Annotated in this window: 15 protein-coding genes; 4 read left to right on the top strand and 11 right to left on the bottom strand. The window is 49.7% G+C overall.

Features of this window, described 5'->3' with window-relative positions; genetic code table 11:
• Positions 1-38: 38 nt before the first annotated feature.
• The 3 genes from adk to ACFO3I_RS13000 all read right to left on the bottom strand — a co-directional run bounded on the left by adk (position 39) and on the right by ACFO3I_RS13000 (position 2288).
• Positions 39-683, bottom strand: coding sequence for an adenylate kinase (adk, locus tag ACFO3I_RS13010; RefSeq protein ID WP_377334490.1), 645 nt, complete (start codon positions 681-683; stop codon positions 39-41).
• Positions 684-1036: 353 nt separating this feature from the next.
• Complete coding sequence (locus ACFO3I_RS13005) at positions 1037-1747, bottom strand: DUF3379 family protein (RefSeq protein WP_377334488.1); 711 nt, start codon at positions 1745-1747, stop codon at positions 1037-1039.
• Positions 1740-2288: a sigma-70 family RNA polymerase sigma factor gene (locus ACFO3I_RS13000; RefSeq protein ID WP_377334486.1), complete on the bottom strand. Its 549-nt coding sequence runs from the start codon at positions 2286-2288 to the stop codon at positions 1740-1742. The genes ACFO3I_RS13005 and ACFO3I_RS13000 overlap by 8 nt, the downstream gene beginning before the upstream one ends.
• A 352-nt stretch (positions 2289-2640) precedes the next feature.
• On the opposite strand from ACFO3I_RS13000, the gene ACFO3I_RS12995 reads away from it, so the two are divergent.
• Positions 2641-2853 (top strand): hypothetical protein, encoded by a 213-nt coding sequence (locus ACFO3I_RS12995; RefSeq protein WP_377334484.1) that lies wholly within the window; start codon positions 2641-2643, stop codon positions 2851-2853.
• 106 nt (positions 2854-2959) lie between these two features.
• On the opposite strand, the gene htpG is transcribed toward ACFO3I_RS12995, so the two are convergent.
• From htpG to ACFO3I_RS12955, 8 genes are all read right to left on the bottom strand, one after another.
• A complete protein-coding gene (gene htpG, locus ACFO3I_RS12990; RefSeq protein WP_377334482.1) occupies positions 2960-4891 on the bottom strand; it encodes a molecular chaperone HtpG in 1932 nt (643 codons plus the stop codon).
• A 161-nt stretch (positions 4892-5052) separates the two neighbouring features.
• Positions 5053-5658 carry a recombination mediator RecR gene (gene recR / locus ACFO3I_RS12985; protein ID WP_377334480.1) on the bottom strand — a complete coding sequence of 202 codons (606 nt, stop codon included), beginning with the start codon at positions 5656-5658 and terminating at the stop codon, positions 5053-5055.
• A gap of 5 nt (positions 5659-5663) precedes the next feature.
• The gene (locus ACFO3I_RS12980; protein WP_377334478.1) at positions 5664-5996 is read right to left on the bottom strand and encodes a YbaB/EbfC family nucleoid-associated protein; all 333 of its coding nucleotides are present in this window, start codon (positions 5994-5996) and stop codon (positions 5664-5666) included.
• A 78-nt stretch (positions 5997-6074) separates the two neighbouring features.
• A complete protein-coding gene (gene dnaX / locus ACFO3I_RS12975) occupies positions 6075-8312 on the bottom strand; it encodes a DNA polymerase III subunit gamma/tau (protein WP_377334476.1) in 2238 nt (745 codons plus the stop codon).
• A 14-nt stretch (positions 8313-8326) separates the two neighbouring features.
• Positions 8327-8875 (bottom strand): adenine phosphoribosyltransferase, encoded by a 549-nt coding sequence (gene apt / locus ACFO3I_RS12970; RefSeq protein WP_377334474.1) that lies wholly within the window; start codon positions 8873-8875, stop codon positions 8327-8329.
• 248 nt (positions 8876-9123) lie between these two features.
• A complete protein-coding gene (locus ACFO3I_RS12965) occupies positions 9124-9849 on the bottom strand; it encodes an HvfC family RiPP maturation protein (protein ID WP_377334472.1) in 726 nt (241 codons plus the stop codon).
• Positions 9839-10675, bottom strand: a complete 837-nt coding sequence (locus ACFO3I_RS12960; RefSeq protein WP_377334642.1) for an HvfB family MNIO-type RiPP peptide maturase — start codon at positions 10673-10675, stop codon at positions 9839-9841. Before ACFO3I_RS12960 ends, ACFO3I_RS12965 begins: the two co-directional genes overlap by 11 nt.
• Before the next feature lie 52 nt (positions 10676-10727).
• Complete coding sequence (locus tag ACFO3I_RS12955) at positions 10728-11042, bottom strand: HvfA family oxazolone/thioamide-modified RiPP metallophore (protein WP_377334470.1); 315 nt, start codon at positions 11040-11042, stop codon at positions 10728-10730.
• Between the two features lie 144 nt (positions 11043-11186).
• Here ACFO3I_RS12955 and ACFO3I_RS12950 point away from each other — a divergent pair, with 144 nt between their 5' ends.
• The 3 genes from ACFO3I_RS12950 (at position 11187) to ACFO3I_RS12940 (ending at position 15409) form a co-directional block, all read left to right on the top strand.
• Entirely contained in the window at positions 11187-11573 is a 387-nt protein-coding gene (locus ACFO3I_RS12950) for a hypothetical protein (RefSeq protein ID WP_377334468.1), read from the top strand.
• Between the two features lie 61 nt (positions 11574-11634).
• Entirely contained in the window at positions 11635-13377 is a 1743-nt protein-coding gene (locus ACFO3I_RS12945) for a tetratricopeptide repeat-containing sulfotransferase family protein (RefSeq protein ID WP_377334466.1), read from the top strand.
• Positions 13378-13666: 289 nt separating this feature from the next.
• Positions 13667-15409, top strand: a complete 1743-nt coding sequence (locus ACFO3I_RS12940) for a tetratricopeptide repeat-containing sulfotransferase family protein (protein ID WP_377334464.1) — start codon at positions 13667-13669, stop codon at positions 15407-15409.
• Positions 15410-15452: the final 43 nt, after the last annotated feature.

Genomic DNA, 15452 nt, shown 5'->3' with positions numbered 1-15452 from the left:
AAAGCCCACTCGAGGTGGGCTTTTTTCTTTAGAAAGTTTTAGCCTAATAAGGCAGACAGTGTGGCACTGACCTGCTCCACCGGCAATGTGCCATCCATATGATGGTACTTGGTGTGGCCGGCGTCAGCTTCTTTACGGTAGTAACCCACCAATGGTTCAGTCTGGTCATGATAAATACCCAGACGTTTACGCACCGTTTCTTCTTTGTCGTCTTCACGGATCACCAGCTCATCACCAGTCTGGTCATCTTTACCCGCCACTTTCGGTGGGTTGTAGCTGATGTGGTAGACACGGCCTGACGCCGGGTGGACACGACGACCACTCATACGCTCGACGATCACATCGTCCGGTACATCAAATTCAATGACATGATCCACAGTAACGCCGTTGGCTTTCATCGCATCAGCCTGTGGAATAGTACGAGGAAAACCATCAAGCAGGAAACCTTTGGCGCAATCTGCTTTGGCAATGCGTTCTTTGACCAGACCAATAATTAAATCGTCCGATACCAGTTGACCCGCGTCCATCACTTGTTTGGCCGCTAAACCCAACTCTGTGCCTTCTTTAATGGCGGCACGTAACATATCGCCGGTAGAAATTTGTGGGATCCCATACTTATTCATCAGGAACTGGGCTTGTGTTCCCTTACCTGCACCTGGGGCACCCAACAAAATTATACGCATACAAATAACCCTCAATTAACCTGGGATAGTTCAGTTCGTTACAAGGGCTGAATATTTACATAATGCGCTTCATCAGACAAGAAATTTGTCGGCTCATCCTACCTGCTTCAGCGCAGTCAAGCATTCTTTAGTAGTAAGCTGCGCAATTGCGCATCTGGCGCCATTCCTGGGCTCAGAGGCATAAAAACAGATAAAAAAGCAGAAATACGGAGAGTGGATATTCGACTAAAGTGGCGACCTATATAACCAACTAATTGATCCAAAACAAAGTTGCGACTGAAAGCTGTCTTAAAAGTTTAAAAAACCATCAACAGATCCCAATCGCCACTATCTCTAAAGAAATCAAAACCAGATCAGGCCCTGAATACCAGCTGCTGTAACAGCTGACGTTGCTGCTGTTGCAACCGCCGTTCACCTTCGGCGACCAGAACCACCAGCGCATCATCGAGCATCATACCGCGACCAAAATAATGGCCATCGTCAAACTCGGGTTCAAATTGCATCTTGCTGTCCTTCGGCACCACAAAAACGGTGAGTGGGCCCAGCTCCGTCTGCAGTACCAGATGCAACGACCTCATGCCGCGAAACTGGCAGTAATTGGCATACAGTACATCCCAGCCCTTCGGCTGCATCTGCGCATTGAAATCGGCCAGCTTGATATTCACATCCTGCAACGACAACGCCTGAGTCAGGTGCTTAACATAGGGCTCCTCATGGTAAACGTGCGCCAAAGAGTTATCACCCAAGTCCTGTGGACCGTACCAGAACGACGCCCAATTCAGTCCAAAACCGGCCAGAAAAGCCAGGCTGGCCGCCAACGCCAACCAGGAGCGTGAATAATTTTTTCGTTTAGACTGGATGTCCGCCACCGGCAGCAATTGCAGCTGTTGCTGCAGCTTCACAGGCACAGGTTGCTGCAACGCATTTTTCAGCAAGTCATCCTGCTCCAGCACCGACTGATGGAACTGCCGCAGTTCTGCATCCTGTTGCAAAGCATGCTGCACTTCGACAGTCAAATGGTAGGGGTCAGCCAACAGTTGACGACGTACTTCTAATTCATCCAATTTGCTGCTCCCCCGGCTGTTGCTCCAACCGATCTCTTAACTGCTTGCGCGCCCGGAATAAGCGGGTATTCACTGTGTTCAGGTTTAAATTCAGCAACTGAGAAATCTCATTACCGCTGAAACCACCAATCAGCTGCAAGACTAAAGGTTCACTATATTGTGCTTCAAGACTCTGCATCAGGACCAGCAGCTGTTGCTGCTCGTACTGCTGCTCAGGGCCACCTTGTTCGTCAGGTAACAAGTCCTGCTCGGAGTCCTGATAATCAAACTGTCGCTTCTCAAAACGACGAGCGTTTTCATGCCGTAAGATAGTAAAAAGCCAGGCTTTGGCCGAGCCTTGTGTTTGCAGACTGTCCAGGCTTTTCCATGCCCTTAAAAAGGTGTCCTGGACCACATCGGCGGCTGTATCCGGGCTCCTGCACAACCAGCAGGCGTAACGGTATAAATCTGCCTGATGCAGTTGCACCAGCTGCAGATAGAAATGCTCTTTCGCATTGGAAGACGACGTTGTTTTTACCAACTTGATGTTCTCTCTCTTCATGCTCTGCACGGGCTCAGGTCGCCGCTGATTATAAGTTAGAAATAGCAGGGACACTTAGTAACTCCTTTGCTCTGTCGCAGAGCAATTCAGAAACCCAAATCTATTGCTACTGACCGCCATACGGCCAATGAACTTTCATCTGTGCCTAAATAAAAGCGAATTTCGGTTATGACAGCTGCCAGATGACGAAAAATTGTTCTCATTTGTAATAATCAATAGATGATTTGAACAATGAAAGTTACATTGTTCACCTTGAATTTACATGGGGTAGGTAATGATTAAACAATTAGGATGTATCGCTCTAACGCTTTCATTGTTGGCTTGTCAATAAGTCCCGGCGCCAGCAACAACCATGGCAACAGTTTCCCAGACGCCTGCAAATGACGAGGTAAAAACTGCAACGACAGCGTCTCCGGATAAAGTCGTTTGCGAGCAATCCCGGACAACGGGGTCTTTTATCAAAAGTAAACGTTGCCGTACCGTCGCCCAAATTGAAGAAGAACGCAAGGATGCACAAAGTGCGATGCAAGGTATCCGCAGCACTACGGGCTCCAAAGGAAACTAAGCACGCTTAGGCGTCATTCAGTTGCAGCCAGATAATAAAAATCCCGGCAGGAGCGGATGCAGTCCGCTGCCGGCCGGGATTTTTTTCGTGGATCTCAGTCTGAAATTCAGGCTTTCGCTGACAAGCTCAGCAGCAAGCTGTTTAAACGGCTGACAAAGGTTGCCGGCTGTTTCAGGCTGCCACGTTCTGCCAATAAAGCTTGGTCCAATAACACTTCAGCCCATTGTTTAAACTGAGTTTCGTCCTGTACATCCGCGATGTGTTTCACCAGCTGATGCTCTGGGTTCAGTTCAAAAATTGGTTTCACTTCAGGCACTTTCTGACCGACAGACTCCATCAGTTTGATCATCTGGGTACTCATATCAAACTCGTCGGTGACCACACAGGCCGGGCTGTCGGTCAGGCGATGGCTGACTTTGACATCTTTCACCTGCTCACCCAGAGCCGCTTTAAAACGCTCTGCGACAGAGGCAAACTGCTTTTCGGCTTCTTCCTGAGCTTTTTTGGTTTCTTCATCATCCAGCTTGGATAAATCCAACCCACCTTTGGCCACAGAACGCAGTTTTTTGCCGTCAAACTCGGTCAGATGCTGCATCAGCCACTCGTCGATGCGGTCAGAGAGCAACAGCACCTCAATGCCTTTTTTGCGGAATACTTCCAGATGCGGGCTGTGTTTAGCTGCTTCGTAGCTGTCTGCCACCAGGAAGAAAATCTCGTCCTGGCCTTCTTTCATCCGGCTGACGTAAGACTCTAAGGATACCTTTTGCTCCGCGGTATCTTCGTGCGTCGAGGCAAAACGCAGCAATTTAGCCACAGTTTCTTTATTGGCAAAGTCTTCACCCGGACCTTCTTTCAGTACCTGACCAAACTCAGCCCAGAAAGTCTGATAATCGGTTTGGTCTTCTGCCTTCGCCATTTTCTCCAGCATCTTCAGCACACGGCTGGTGCAGCCTTTACGCAAACTCTGAGTGACTTTGGTGTCCTGCAGAATTTCACGCGACACGTTCAGCGGTAAGTCACTGGAATCCAGCACGCCTTTAATAAAACGCAGGTAGCTTGGCATAAACTGCTCAGCATCATCCATGATAAACACACGTTGAACGTACAGCTTCAGGCCGTGACGGGCTTCGCGGTTCCACAGATCAAAAGGCGCTTTTTTCGGCACATACAGCAGACTGGTGTAGTTGGTGCCACCTTCCACTTTGTTATGGCTCCAGCTCAGTGGTTCAGTCCAGTCGTGCGAAATGTGTTTGTAGAATTCGTTGTATTCGTCGTCGTTGATTTCAGACTTGTCACGCATCCAAAGCGCCGTGGCTTTGTTGACGGCTTTCCAGTGACCTTCTGTGGCCGCAATTTTTTCGCCGTCTTCGCCATCGCGCTCCGGGGTGCCTTCCTGCCACATTTCGACCGGAATGCTGATATGGTCAGAGTATTTAGTGACAATGGATTCAACTTTCCACTGGCTTAAAAACTCAGTTTCATCTTCACGCAGGTGCAGAATAATGTCGGTGCCGCGGCTGTCTTTGCTGATAGGGCTCAGGCTGTACTCACCCTCACCTGAACTTTCCCATTCAATGGCGGCATCGGCTGGGGTGCCTGCTTTGCGGGTGCGGACCGTAACTTTATCGGCGACGATAAAGGCCGAATAGAACCCGACACCAAACTGACCGATCAGCTTGGAGTCTTTGCTCTGATCGCCGGATAACTGGCTGAAAAACTCTTTGGTGCCCGATTTGGCAATAGTACCCAGGTTGGTGATGACTTCTTCTTGGGTCATACCAATACCGTTGTCACTGATGGTCAGGGTTTTGGCTTGTTCATCCAGGCTGATACGAACACGCAGCTCGCCATCATTGCCATACAGGCTGCTGTCCGACAGGGCCAGAAAGCGCAACTTGTCCGCCGCATCGGATGCGTTCGAAACCAGTTCACGCAGGAAAATTTCTTTATTGGAATACAGTGAATGGATCATCAACTGCAGCAGTTGTTTGACCTCAGCCTGAAAGCCATGTGTTTGTTTTTGTACTGTCTCAGTCATTGGCAGCTCCTTACACAAAAGTAGAGTTTTTGAGGACAAGCCTCATTTCAATCAGTTGTGTCAGGATTTGGGGATAATCCCCATATTTTCAAGAGGGGTATTAAATTGATGAGCAGTAAAACGAGCTGATTGCTGCAATAACAGCCAATGCTAATAAAAAGCTAGAGCAATAACTTACGGCCGCTCAGCGCATGTGACAAGGTAGTGCCGTCGACGTACTCCAATTCTCCACCCACAGGAACACCGTGGGCAATGCGGGACACCTGCACCTGGTATTTTTTACACTGCTCTGCAATGTAATAAGCCGTTGCATCGCCTTCGACAGTCGGGTTGGTGGCTAAAATCACCTCGCTGACCCCACCGGCAGAAAGTTGCTGCTGCAGTTTGTCCAGGCCGAGTTGAGCCGGGCCTATGCCATCCAGCGGTGATAACTGGCCCTGCAGCACAAAATAACGGCCTTTATACTGGCCGGTCTGCTCTATCGCCAGCTGATCAGCGCTTGAGGCCACCACACAGAGGCTGGGGCTGTCTGAACGCCTGGAATCAGCGCAGATATGGCAAAGTTCAGTCTCACAAAAAGTCCGGCATCTGGCGCATTGCCCCACATGCTCCATGGCCTCAGCCAAGGCTCTGGACAGCTGCATCGCACCGGCTCTGTTGCGTTCCAACAACTGCAGCGCAATACGCTGGGCAGATTTAGGCCCGACGCCAGGTAAAATACGCAGCGAATCGACCAGTTGTTGGATCAGTGGACTGAACTTGCTCATCAGGATCAGAATGGCATTTTAAAACCAGGAGGTAATTGCATACCGCCTGTGACTGAGGCCATTTTTGCTTTGCTGCTTTCATCGACACGACGCACAGCGTCATTGATAGCAGCAGCAATTAAGTCTTCCAGCATGTCTTTGTCATCCTGCATCAGGCTTTCATCAATGCTGACGCGGCGCACGTTATGGTTACCGGCCATAGTGATTTTGACCAGACCAGCCCCGGATTCACCCGTCACTTCCAGATTGGCCAGTTCCTGTTGTGCCTTTTGCATCTTTTCCTGCATGGCTTGCGCCTGCTTCATGATGTTGCCTAAACCACCGCCACCTTTAAACATAAGTCTGCTCTCTTTATCCAATCAAAGGCCGACACCTTAATAAGTCGGCCAACAAAACTCAAGGGGCAAACGCCCGCTTCAGTTCACCACAATAGTATCGGGCAAAAGCTCTGCCTGGAACAGCTGCTGCAACGCCAGAACATTGGGGTCCGTTTGCAGCAGCTCTTTTACATAAACCCGGCGTTCCTGTTCAATGCGTTGCTGGATAGCCACCGGGCAGGTATCAACCCAATCCTGATACTGAATTTGCAATTGTAGGGCTTTATTAAAGGCCTGGCTCAGCTGTTCTGCCAGCTCCTGCCGGAATCTTGGTTTGTCCAGATGCGACTGACTCTGACAGACCGTCAACAACGCCGTGTCCTGTTGCCACTCAATGCTGCTATGTAACAAATACAGACGCATCAGGCCACCTAAGGCCAGACCATCCACCAGCGCCGCCCAGCGGTCCACTTGTGCGGCCAGGCGTACAGAAAAATTCTCCGCCGTGATCACGCCGTCAAACTGATAGGCCGGAGCTGCAGGTTCGGCTTGCTCCTGCTGTTGCTGCCAGGCCCAATCAGCAGCCATATCCAGCTCTGCCGCACTAAACTCCAGCGGGTCTGTTTCATCAGCATCGTCGTGCGCTGCTTGAAAATCGCTGTCACCAACAGGGGTTTGAGCGGCTTGCGAAACCGCAGTAGCTGCCGGCGCCTGCACATCGCCAAGATCCCAGGGCGGTCCTTCGTCGGCCGCCTGAACTTCTGATTGCGGCGCAGCTTGTACTTTGTCCACCGCAACAACTGCTGCTGGCACAGGAACAGCGGCGACAGCAGTCTCAGTCACCACAGTATTGGTCACAGCAGGGACTGGCGTGACAACAGCGGCAGGCTCTGCATCTGCGGGCTCCTGGCGCTGAGACACTGGGGCCGCAACAGCGGCTTCAGACTTTTTTGCCGGTGGTGTCTCTGCAGGGCTGGCAGCACCAGCTTGCGGGCCAAAACCGCGACGCGCCAAAATAGAGGCTGTCGCAGAGACAGCTGCCGGCTGTTCGGCGACAGCTGGGGCTGGGTTGCCAGGATTCTGTGCTTGCATCGGTTCGGCTTCAGGCGATGGCTCCACCACCGGCTCAGCCAGTGCTGCAGGTTCAGTTTTAGCCGCAGCAGCTGTCTGAGCAGTCGCCGTCGGCAGATTAAAGCGGGCTCTGAGCTGGTCGGCTTGAGAAACCACCGTTTTGGCTTCAGCCTGGCTTCCTTCTGCAGGCACAAAAGCCAAGGCTCTGAGCAGCGCCATCTCCAGGCCAATACGAGGTTCAGGCGCATAGGCCAGTTCCTTTTTGCCGGAGATGAGTAACTGATAATAGAGTTGCAGTACTTCCGGGCTGACTTGCTCGGCCAATTGGCGGATAAATTCAGAGTTTTGTGCTGAAAGCTCGGCCGCCTGCCAGTTAAACTGGCTCAAAGCAGCAAGATGCAATACCGCCAGCATATCGTCCAACACGGCACTGAACTGGCTATGTTGTTGCACTAACTGGTCCAGCGTGTGCTGCAACAACACAGCATCCCGTTCCAGCAGAGCTTTGAGCAATAATTCGGCCCAGCTTTGTTCTAAATACCCCAGCATGTCGCGCACCACAGGCAAACGTACCTGCGCATTGCCTTGGGCTATGGCCTGATCGGTCAAGCTCAGCGAGTCACGCAAACTACCTTTGGCCGCTCTGGATAACAGTGCCAGCGCTTCGTCGTCATAAGGCAGCGCTTCTTGGGTCAGCACATAGGCCAGGTGTTGTTTGATCTGTTCGGGGCTTAATGCTTTGAGACTAAATTGCAGACAACGGGATAACACTGTGACCGGTAATTTTTGTGGGTCCGTGGTTGCCAGTAAAAACTTTACATGCGGTGGAGGTTCTTCCAGAGTTTTCAGCAATGCATTAAAGCTGTGCCGGGACAGCATATGCACTTCGTCAATCAGGTAAACCTTGTAGCGACCACGGCTGGGTGCGTACTGCACATTGTCCAGCAAATCCCGGGTGTCTTCGACCTTAGTACGGGACGCGGCATCAATTTCCAGCAAGTCCACATAAAAGCCCTGCTCGATTTCCTTACAGGTGGAACACTGGCCACAAGGCGTGGCAGTGATACCAGTTTCGCAGTTCAGGCTTTTGGCAAAAATGCGTGCTATGGTGGTTTTACCGACACCCCGGGTGCCGGTAAACAAATAGGCATGATGCAGTCGGTTATTGGCAAGTGCATTGCCAAGTGCGGCTTTGACATGGTCCTGCCCCACTAACTCAGCGAATTGCTGCGGCCGCCATTTTCTCGCCAGTACCTGATAACTCATGCCACCTGCCTTGTTTAATCGCCAGCAAACTCCACCAGCGTGTATACCGGAATATCTAAAGCTTCTAACTTGGCCTGTCCGCCTAAATCAGGCAAATTGACGACAAATGCCGCCGCCTGTACGGTGCCGCCTAAGCGTTGTACCAGACTTGAAGTTGCAGCAATAGTACCACCAGTTGCCAATAAGTCATCTACTAACAAGACTTTATCGCCGCTCTGGATAGCATCGATATGAATTTCCAGTTTGTCTTCACCGTACTCCAGTGAATAGGCTTGGCCAATGCGCTCGCGCGGCAATTTATTCGGTTTACGTACCGGCACAAAAGGCAGGCCCATCGCATAGGCCAGTGGAGCACCGAAAATAAAACCACGGGATTCAGTACCAACAATTTTGGTAATCCCCTGCCCTTGGTATTGGGCTTTAAAAGCGTCAATGACTTTGGCAAAGGCCGGCGCGTCCAGCATCAGACTGGTCACATCACGGAACATAATGCCTGGTTTCGGATAATCAGGGACGGCTTTAATTACTTGTGCCAGCAAATCTGACAAAGGTTGTGAAGACATGCATCACTCCTTAAGGCGTGTTGACGTAAATCATGCAGATAAAAAAACCGCCATCGGGCGGTTCTCTCTCACCAGACTCGGTTTAGCTGGCAATATTTAACCAGGTTAAAATGGGTGCCAGGCACAGCAATGCGACAAACACTGCAACCAGACCCAGTAACTGGCCAACACCAAAAGACTCTTTAAAATTTTCGTCTGCCATTTTGTTTTGACTCATTGAAGACCAAAGGCCGCCATGGTAATGAATTTCAGGCCGGATGAAAAGTCTGAACCACGGCTTTTGCCGCAAAATCCAGCAATAATTGCCGTGCTCCGGCTTCAATCTGATGTATTTCCAGCGCAGGTAAATACTGGGCCAATTGCGTAACCAGCTCCGCCAGCTGCACTCCCGGTTGAGACTCTAATAACTGCAGCAACAAAGCACTCAACGAATTGAGTTCGACAAACTGCACCTGGTCCTCTACATCGCGGTACAACAGTAAAAAGGTGGCAGTGATTTCTGTCGGCTGAAACTCCGCGCAAATTCTATGGACCGGGTAATGATAGGCCTGTACTTCCGCCAGCTCAGACAGAGCCAGCGCACCATCAATCCCGGTACAGAGCTGTGGTTGCGTCGTCGTTTTCCGTGTCGACAGTTCCAGTTCCAGCCATTCGTAATGAGCCAACTCCAGCAGAAACACCGGTTCAGGCTCGGCTTGGCTTTGCTGTAAAAACTGCAGAAACTGCCCGGCGATATGCAGGAAATAAGGGCTGCTGCAGCGAAAATCCGCCAAAAACTGCCGCTTTAACTGGTACCAGCGCTCAGCAGGAATTAAAGATTTCAGCACAGGGTAACCGCTGTCGATAAAACCACTGACATTGTTAAACAGCAGGTCCTGGTACACCGCCAGTCGTTCATCCGGCACGGCGGGTTTAGCGGCTGAGCTGTCGCGTAAGTAAGCAACAAATTGCTTTTGGTCCTGTTTAAACTGCATGGGCCAGCCTCTGTTGCGCTGCGGCTATCTGCCGGATTTTCTGCAGCTCCAATTGCAGCTCATCCAGTGACGGGATATTAAAATCACGTTCCAGCAAAGTAGGAAACACCCCATGAATGCGATAGGCCTCTGCCAATAATTCCCACACAGGATCGGCCACCGCCGCGCCGTGGGTGTCGATCAGTAAATGCTCGTGTTGCTGGTAATGACCGGCAACATGACCATAACGAATACGTTGACTGGGCAATCCCTGCAGGAACTGCAAGGCATCGTAGCCATGATTGACTGAGTTGACGTAGATATTGTTCACATCCAGTAGCAAATCACAATCGGCCAGCTCCAACACCGCATTGGTAAATTCGAGCTCGCTCAGTTGCTGGCCTGGCGCGGCATAATAAGACACGTTTTCTATGGCGATACGCTGCTCCAGCACTTCCTGCACCTGACGGATCCGGCCGGCCACATAGGTTGCCGCCTCTTCGGTAAAGGGAATGGGCAACAAGTCATACAGATGACCATCCAGCGAACAATAACTCAGGTGTTCGCTGTACAAACGAATTTGGTGTTCGGTAAAAAATTGTTTGAGCTGGCGCAGGAAATTCAGGTCCAGCGGGTCCGGACTACCGAGCGATAACGAGAGGCCATGACAAATCATGGGGAATTGTTCGGTCAGCGCCCGAAATTTTTTCTGATAAGCCCCACCATAGGGCAACCAGTTTTCCGGGGCAACCTCGAAGAAATCGATATCGGCCGGCCGTTGCTGCAATACTTGTTCTGCAAAATCTCGCCTTAACCCCAGCCCTACCGCTTGTGCTGACAACACCAGATAGTCTCCCCTGTAAAACCGGCTGACCTGAACTCAGGTCAGCCGCCGTGACTTAAGCTGCACCACCGCATTTGCCTTCGCCGCACTTCCCTTCTTTATCTTTTTTGGCTTTGTCTTTGGCGTCTTTTTTATCTTCGCCACACTTGCCTTCACCGCATTTGCCTTCTTTGTCTTTTTTGGCTTTGTCTTCGCCGCATTTGGCTTCTTTCGACTTGTCAGCACCACAAGAGGCTTCGGCAGACGCCAGCTGGTAACCAGCCTGCAGCTGCTCAGCAGCAAAAGGATTCGCCTGAGCGGCCAGGCTGACCGCAGACAACGAACTTAACACTAATGCGCTGATCGCGACTTTTGACGAGGTAGATTTCATAGCTTTGTTCCTTGGGTTGCATTGAGTTGCATCTGATAGACAGAGCTACCTTAGAAAATATTTCAGGCCTGCACAATTTATTTGATTTACATCAGGGCTGGAAAACCGTGACGGCAGTACCCTTACAGAAAACCTGGAGGACACATGATTCATCGTTTCCATGCCGATTGCCAAGCGCGACTTCAGCTTGAACTCAACCGTTTGCAACACAGCATAGTGCAGCTATTGCAGCAGGAGAACCATGCCGCCGAAGCCGCCCTGGCTCTGCGGCTACAACAACATCCGGTTTCCAGCTGGCCAGATTTGCTCACAGCGAACAAACCCTGGTGCATTCGCCAGCAATTAGAACGGCTGGAAGCGGTGATCGCCGCACTAAGTCAGATTGAACTGAAACTCTACGGCGTCTGCTCAGATTGCGAAGCACAAATCGAACAAGAGCGGCTGGAACTGGATGCCGCCAGTCAACGCTGCACTCAGTGCGAGGAACGGCATAAAAAACGGGACGAGATCAGCCTCTTAAAGCGGTCCTGAATCTTCTCCATGTTAACAGATTGGGCTAAAGTACGAAAAATACCCAATCCGTTAACTTTTAATGAATAATCTTTTATCAACTTTACCTTTATTAGCAAACGCTAATCAACTTAAGCAGGCCGCTCATCAACTGCATAGTGACCTGTGCAATAACCCCACTGAACATGAAGGCTGGCTGAAACTGGCAGAGCTCGCCAATAAAGCAGGCTTAACGCAGTTGCAACATCATGCCCAAAAACAATATGAACTGGTGGCCTACTTTAATCACCGGCTGCATCTGGCGAATCAGGCCCTGCTCACACAGAAGTTTGACCAATGTCAGCAAGTGCTGGATGCATTACTGGCCGACGTGCCAGGAGAATTCAGGGCACTGGCATTGTACGCAGAACTTGCTATTGCCCGAGGCGATAACGAGACGGCTACCGAAATATTCGAGACGCTTCATCGCCACAACTTTAACAATCTAAAAACAAAGCACAGAGCCATTCAGCATATGGCCAATGCGAAACAATTTAATAAAGCCTTGCAAATTGGCCGCACACTCCAGCAACAGCAAATCCTGGAAACTCCAGAAACAGCCCTGGCGATGGCACACTCTTATCTGAAACTGGCGCAATTGGAGAAGGCGGAACATATTTTTTTACAACTATTGGATCAAGGTCAGCCAAAGCTTCTGGTTATGCACTGGTTAGGACATATCAAAGCGTTCACTGGCAATACGAAAGCTGCTGCACGATGGTACCAGCAGGCACTCACTGTCTATCCAGAAAAAACGGAAAGTTACTGGCATCTGGCAAATCTGAAAACATACAGGTTCAGCGAACCTGAAGCAAAGCAGATGCTTGAATTGCTGCAAAGCCCTCTAGAAGAGCAAGAGAGGATGTACTTGTGCTTCGCAGTAGCCAAAATGAAAGAGCAACAACAACACCTCACTGAGTCATGCAGCTATTATGCGCAGGCAAACCAATTGCGCTACAAAGCAGGCAGGAACGTCAAAGTTCATGACTCTCTAGCGTTAAGACACTACTTCAGTACCCAGCCATTACCCAAGCAAACGACCGCTCCTAGTGGTTTGATTTTTATCCTGGGAATGCCCAGAACCGGGTCAACGTTGCTCGAACAAATGCTTAGTTCCCATCCGGAAATTGATGCTTCCTACGAGCTATCAGAAATCAGCGCCATAGCCCGCAACCTTGAATCAAGAAAACAGGACAACAGCCCTTACGGATTAGCTCATTTAGACAGTAAGCAGCGAAACGCTCTTGCCAAACGCTATCTGGACTATGTCGCGCCATTACGACAACAAGGCCGCTATCTAATCGACAAGCTGCCAGCCAATTGCAACCATATAGGTCTTATCAAAACGTTGTTTCCAGACGCCAAGATCATAGAAACCACTCGAGATCCTATAGCTGCAGGCTGGAGCCTGTATCGCCATCTATTTTCCGAAGGACACCTTTATGCCAATGATCTGCAGGAAATCGGTCAATATTACCTAGACTATGAACAAATGATGCAGTTTTGGCGCAGCCAGTTGGGCTCATCGCTGTTTACTGTTAAATATGAAGAGTTGGTAGAGAAGCCAGAGTCAACCCTAGGCCAGTTGCTCGAGTATATGGGGCTTGAGTTTGACCCGGATTGCCTGCAATTTTATCAATCCCAGCGGGCAGTTCTTACCCCAAGTACCATGCAAGTCAGACAACCATTGTATAGATCGGCAATCTCAGGTTGGCAGCAAGTCAGTGATTTTTTGGAGCCGCTTATCAATACAGTGCGTTCCAGTAGACCAACTACGCTGAACTAAGTTGAGCATGTTTACTGCTGAAGTTAACCAAATTCACTGGGCAGTTTCAGCAGTGCTCACCAGGAATCTAAAGCGTCTGAGTGGCTAAGACTCAAGCATCAGCTTTTTTAATCAACCTGATTCAAAGCAGGATCTGGTGTTCTGCAATGCAGATCCTTTTGCACCTTTGTGATGTTCCACCAGCCTGCTCTTTCCCCATAAAAAAGCATAGGTTTGATGGAAAAGGAGGGTTTTCTGCCGCAGTGTATTGGGCTAGAGTAGGGGGAAAATTCGATCTTTAAAATACGTTATGCACACGATTCTTTCTGAGTTAACTCCTTTGCTGACGAAAGGTAAATACGCCGACGCAGCACATCTCCTGCAGCGTCATTTGTCGCAACATCCAGCGGATCATGAACTTTGGTTAAAACTGGCCACCATTGCGAAACAGGCGAATTTAGCCGAATTGCATCATCAAGCTCAGACACAGTACCAGTTAGTCTCTTATTACAACCATCGCCTTTATTTGGCCGACCAGGCTTTGAGACAGCGCCAGTTAAAAGAGTGCGGAGCACTGCTTAACGAGTTGCTACGTGATGTTCCTGGAGAGTTCAGGGCTTTAGCGCTGTATGCAGAATTAGCAATCGCCTGTGGCGACTATGACGCTGCAACTGAAATTTTCGAAACTCTCAATCTGCATAACTATGCGCACCCACAACTACACCACCGAGCGGTGCAACATTTAGCTGCAGCCAAACAATTTAACAAGGCGCTTCTCGTCAGTCAGCAGATACCCCTGCAACAATTGATTGCCACGCCAGAAACCGCGTTAGCTGTAGCGCAGTCCTATGTAAAAACAGCAAAATTAGAACAAGCTGAGCAACTCTATATTCTGCTTAGCCAGAATCAAAGGTTAAAAGCTTTTGTTACTCAAAGACTTGGACATTTAAAAGCTTTCATTGGCGATTCAGATAGAGCGGCCGCGTATTACACAGACGCACTTGAGACTGAACCTGAAAATACAGAGAGCTATTGGTATCTGGCCAACCTAAAAACCTACAGCTTTAATGAGCAGCAAATTGCGAGAATGGAGCAGTTGCAGCAAACAGACTTACCTCTGCAACACCAAATTTTTCTGTTGTTCGCGTTAGCCAAGGTAAAAGAGCAACAGCATAACTGGACGGAAGCTTGTCGTTATTACCAACAAGCGAACGGGCTACTGCACAAACCCGGTCAGCACCATACATTAAATGACTCTTTAAGTCTGAGAGACTATTTTAGTCGACACCCGGTTGCACAAAAAGCTGCAGGCTCCAGCGGTTTGATTTTTATACTTGGCTTGCCAAGAACAGGATCGACTTTACTCGAACAAATGCTCGCATCTCACCCACAAATAGACGCCAGCCATGAAATTCCTGAAATAACGAGTATTGCCAGAATGCTGGAGTCCAGAAAAACAGATAGCAGCCCCTATGGTTTGGCAACGTTAAGCGAACAACAGAAATGCAGTCTTGCCCAACGTTATCTGGATTATGTAGCACCACTTCGACAACAAGGACGCTATCTGATTGATAAGCTGCCCGCAAATTGTAATCATATAGGTTTGATTAAAACGCTGTTTCCTGATGCCAAGATCATTGAAATGACCAGGGACCCTATAGCGACAGGCTGGAGTTTGTTTCGTCATTTATTTGCTGAAGGACACCTTTACGCCAATAACCTGCAGGACATTGGCCAGTATTACCTTAACTATGAGCAGATGATGCAGTTTTGGCGCCAGCAGCTGGGGACTCAGCTCTATTCAATCAGCTATGAAGAATTGTTGCAGGCTCCCGAAACACACTTGCAGCGGCTGATGCAGTACCTGGAGCTAGAGTTCCATCCTGGCTGTATGCAATTTCATCAAACAGCACGAGCCATTCAGACTCCCAGCACGATGCAGGTACGACAACCTTTGTATACCTCTGCACTTACTGATTGGCTCCAAGTCAGCGATTTCCTGGAGCCGCTGATTACCAAAGTGCAATCAGGACGAGCAAATATATTGAGTTAAAAACAGTAATCCACCGCCACGGCTCCAAGGCGAAGGTTTTTAA

The sequence above is a fragment of the Rheinheimera marina genome, from assembly GCF_042654345.1.
GTDB lineage: Bacteria > Pseudomonadota > Gammaproteobacteria > Enterobacterales > Alteromonadaceae > Pararheinheimera > Pararheinheimera marina.
The sequence above is the reverse complement of the archived record's forward strand: the minus strand, read 5'-3'. Positions and strand labels throughout refer to the sequence as shown.

Coding starts and splice junctions, on each gene's coding strand:
- apt (WP_377334474.1), bottom strand. CDS start 8,875: ATGTCTTCACAACCTTTGTCAGATTTGCTGGCACAAGTAATTAAAGCC.
- adk (WP_377334490.1), bottom strand. CDS start 683: ATGCGTATAATTTTGTTGGGTGCCCCAGGTGCAGGTAAGGGAACACAA.
- ACFO3I_RS13000 (WP_377334486.1), bottom strand. CDS start 2,288: ATGAAGAGAGAGAACATCAAGTTGGTAAAAACAACGTCGTCTTCCAAT.
- ACFO3I_RS12940 (WP_377334464.1), top strand. CDS start 13,667: ATGCACACGATTCTTTCTGAGTTAACTCCTTTGCTGACGAAAGGTAAA.
- ACFO3I_RS12980 (WP_377334478.1), bottom strand. CDS start 5,996: ATGTTTAAAGGTGGCGGTGGTTTAGGCAACATCATGAAGCAGGCGCAA.
- recR (WP_377334480.1), bottom strand. CDS start 5,658: ATGAGCAAGTTCAGTCCACTGATCCAACAACTGGTCGATTCGCTGCGT.
- ACFO3I_RS12965 (WP_377334472.1), bottom strand. CDS start 9,849: ATGCAGTTTAAACAGGACCAAAAGCAATTTGTTGCTTACTTACGCGAC.
- ACFO3I_RS12945 (WP_377334466.1), top strand. CDS start 11,635: ATGAATAATCTTTTATCAACTTTACCTTTATTAGCAAACGCTAATCAA.
- ACFO3I_RS12950 (WP_377334468.1), top strand. CDS start 11,187: ATGATTCATCGTTTCCATGCCGATTGCCAAGCGCGACTTCAGCTTGAA.
- dnaX (WP_377334476.1), bottom strand. CDS start 8,312: ATGAGTTATCAGGTACTGGCGAGAAAATGGCGGCCGCAGCAATTCGCT.
- htpG (WP_377334482.1), bottom strand. CDS start 4,891: ATGACTGAGACAGTACAAAAACAAACACATGGCTTTCAGGCTGAGGTC.
- ACFO3I_RS12955 (WP_377334470.1), bottom strand. CDS start 11,042: ATGAAATCTACCTCGTCAAAAGTCGCGATCAGCGCATTAGTGTTAAGT.
- ACFO3I_RS12995 (WP_377334484.1), top strand. CDS start 2,641: ATGGCAACAGTTTCCCAGACGCCTGCAAATGACGAGGTAAAAACTGCA.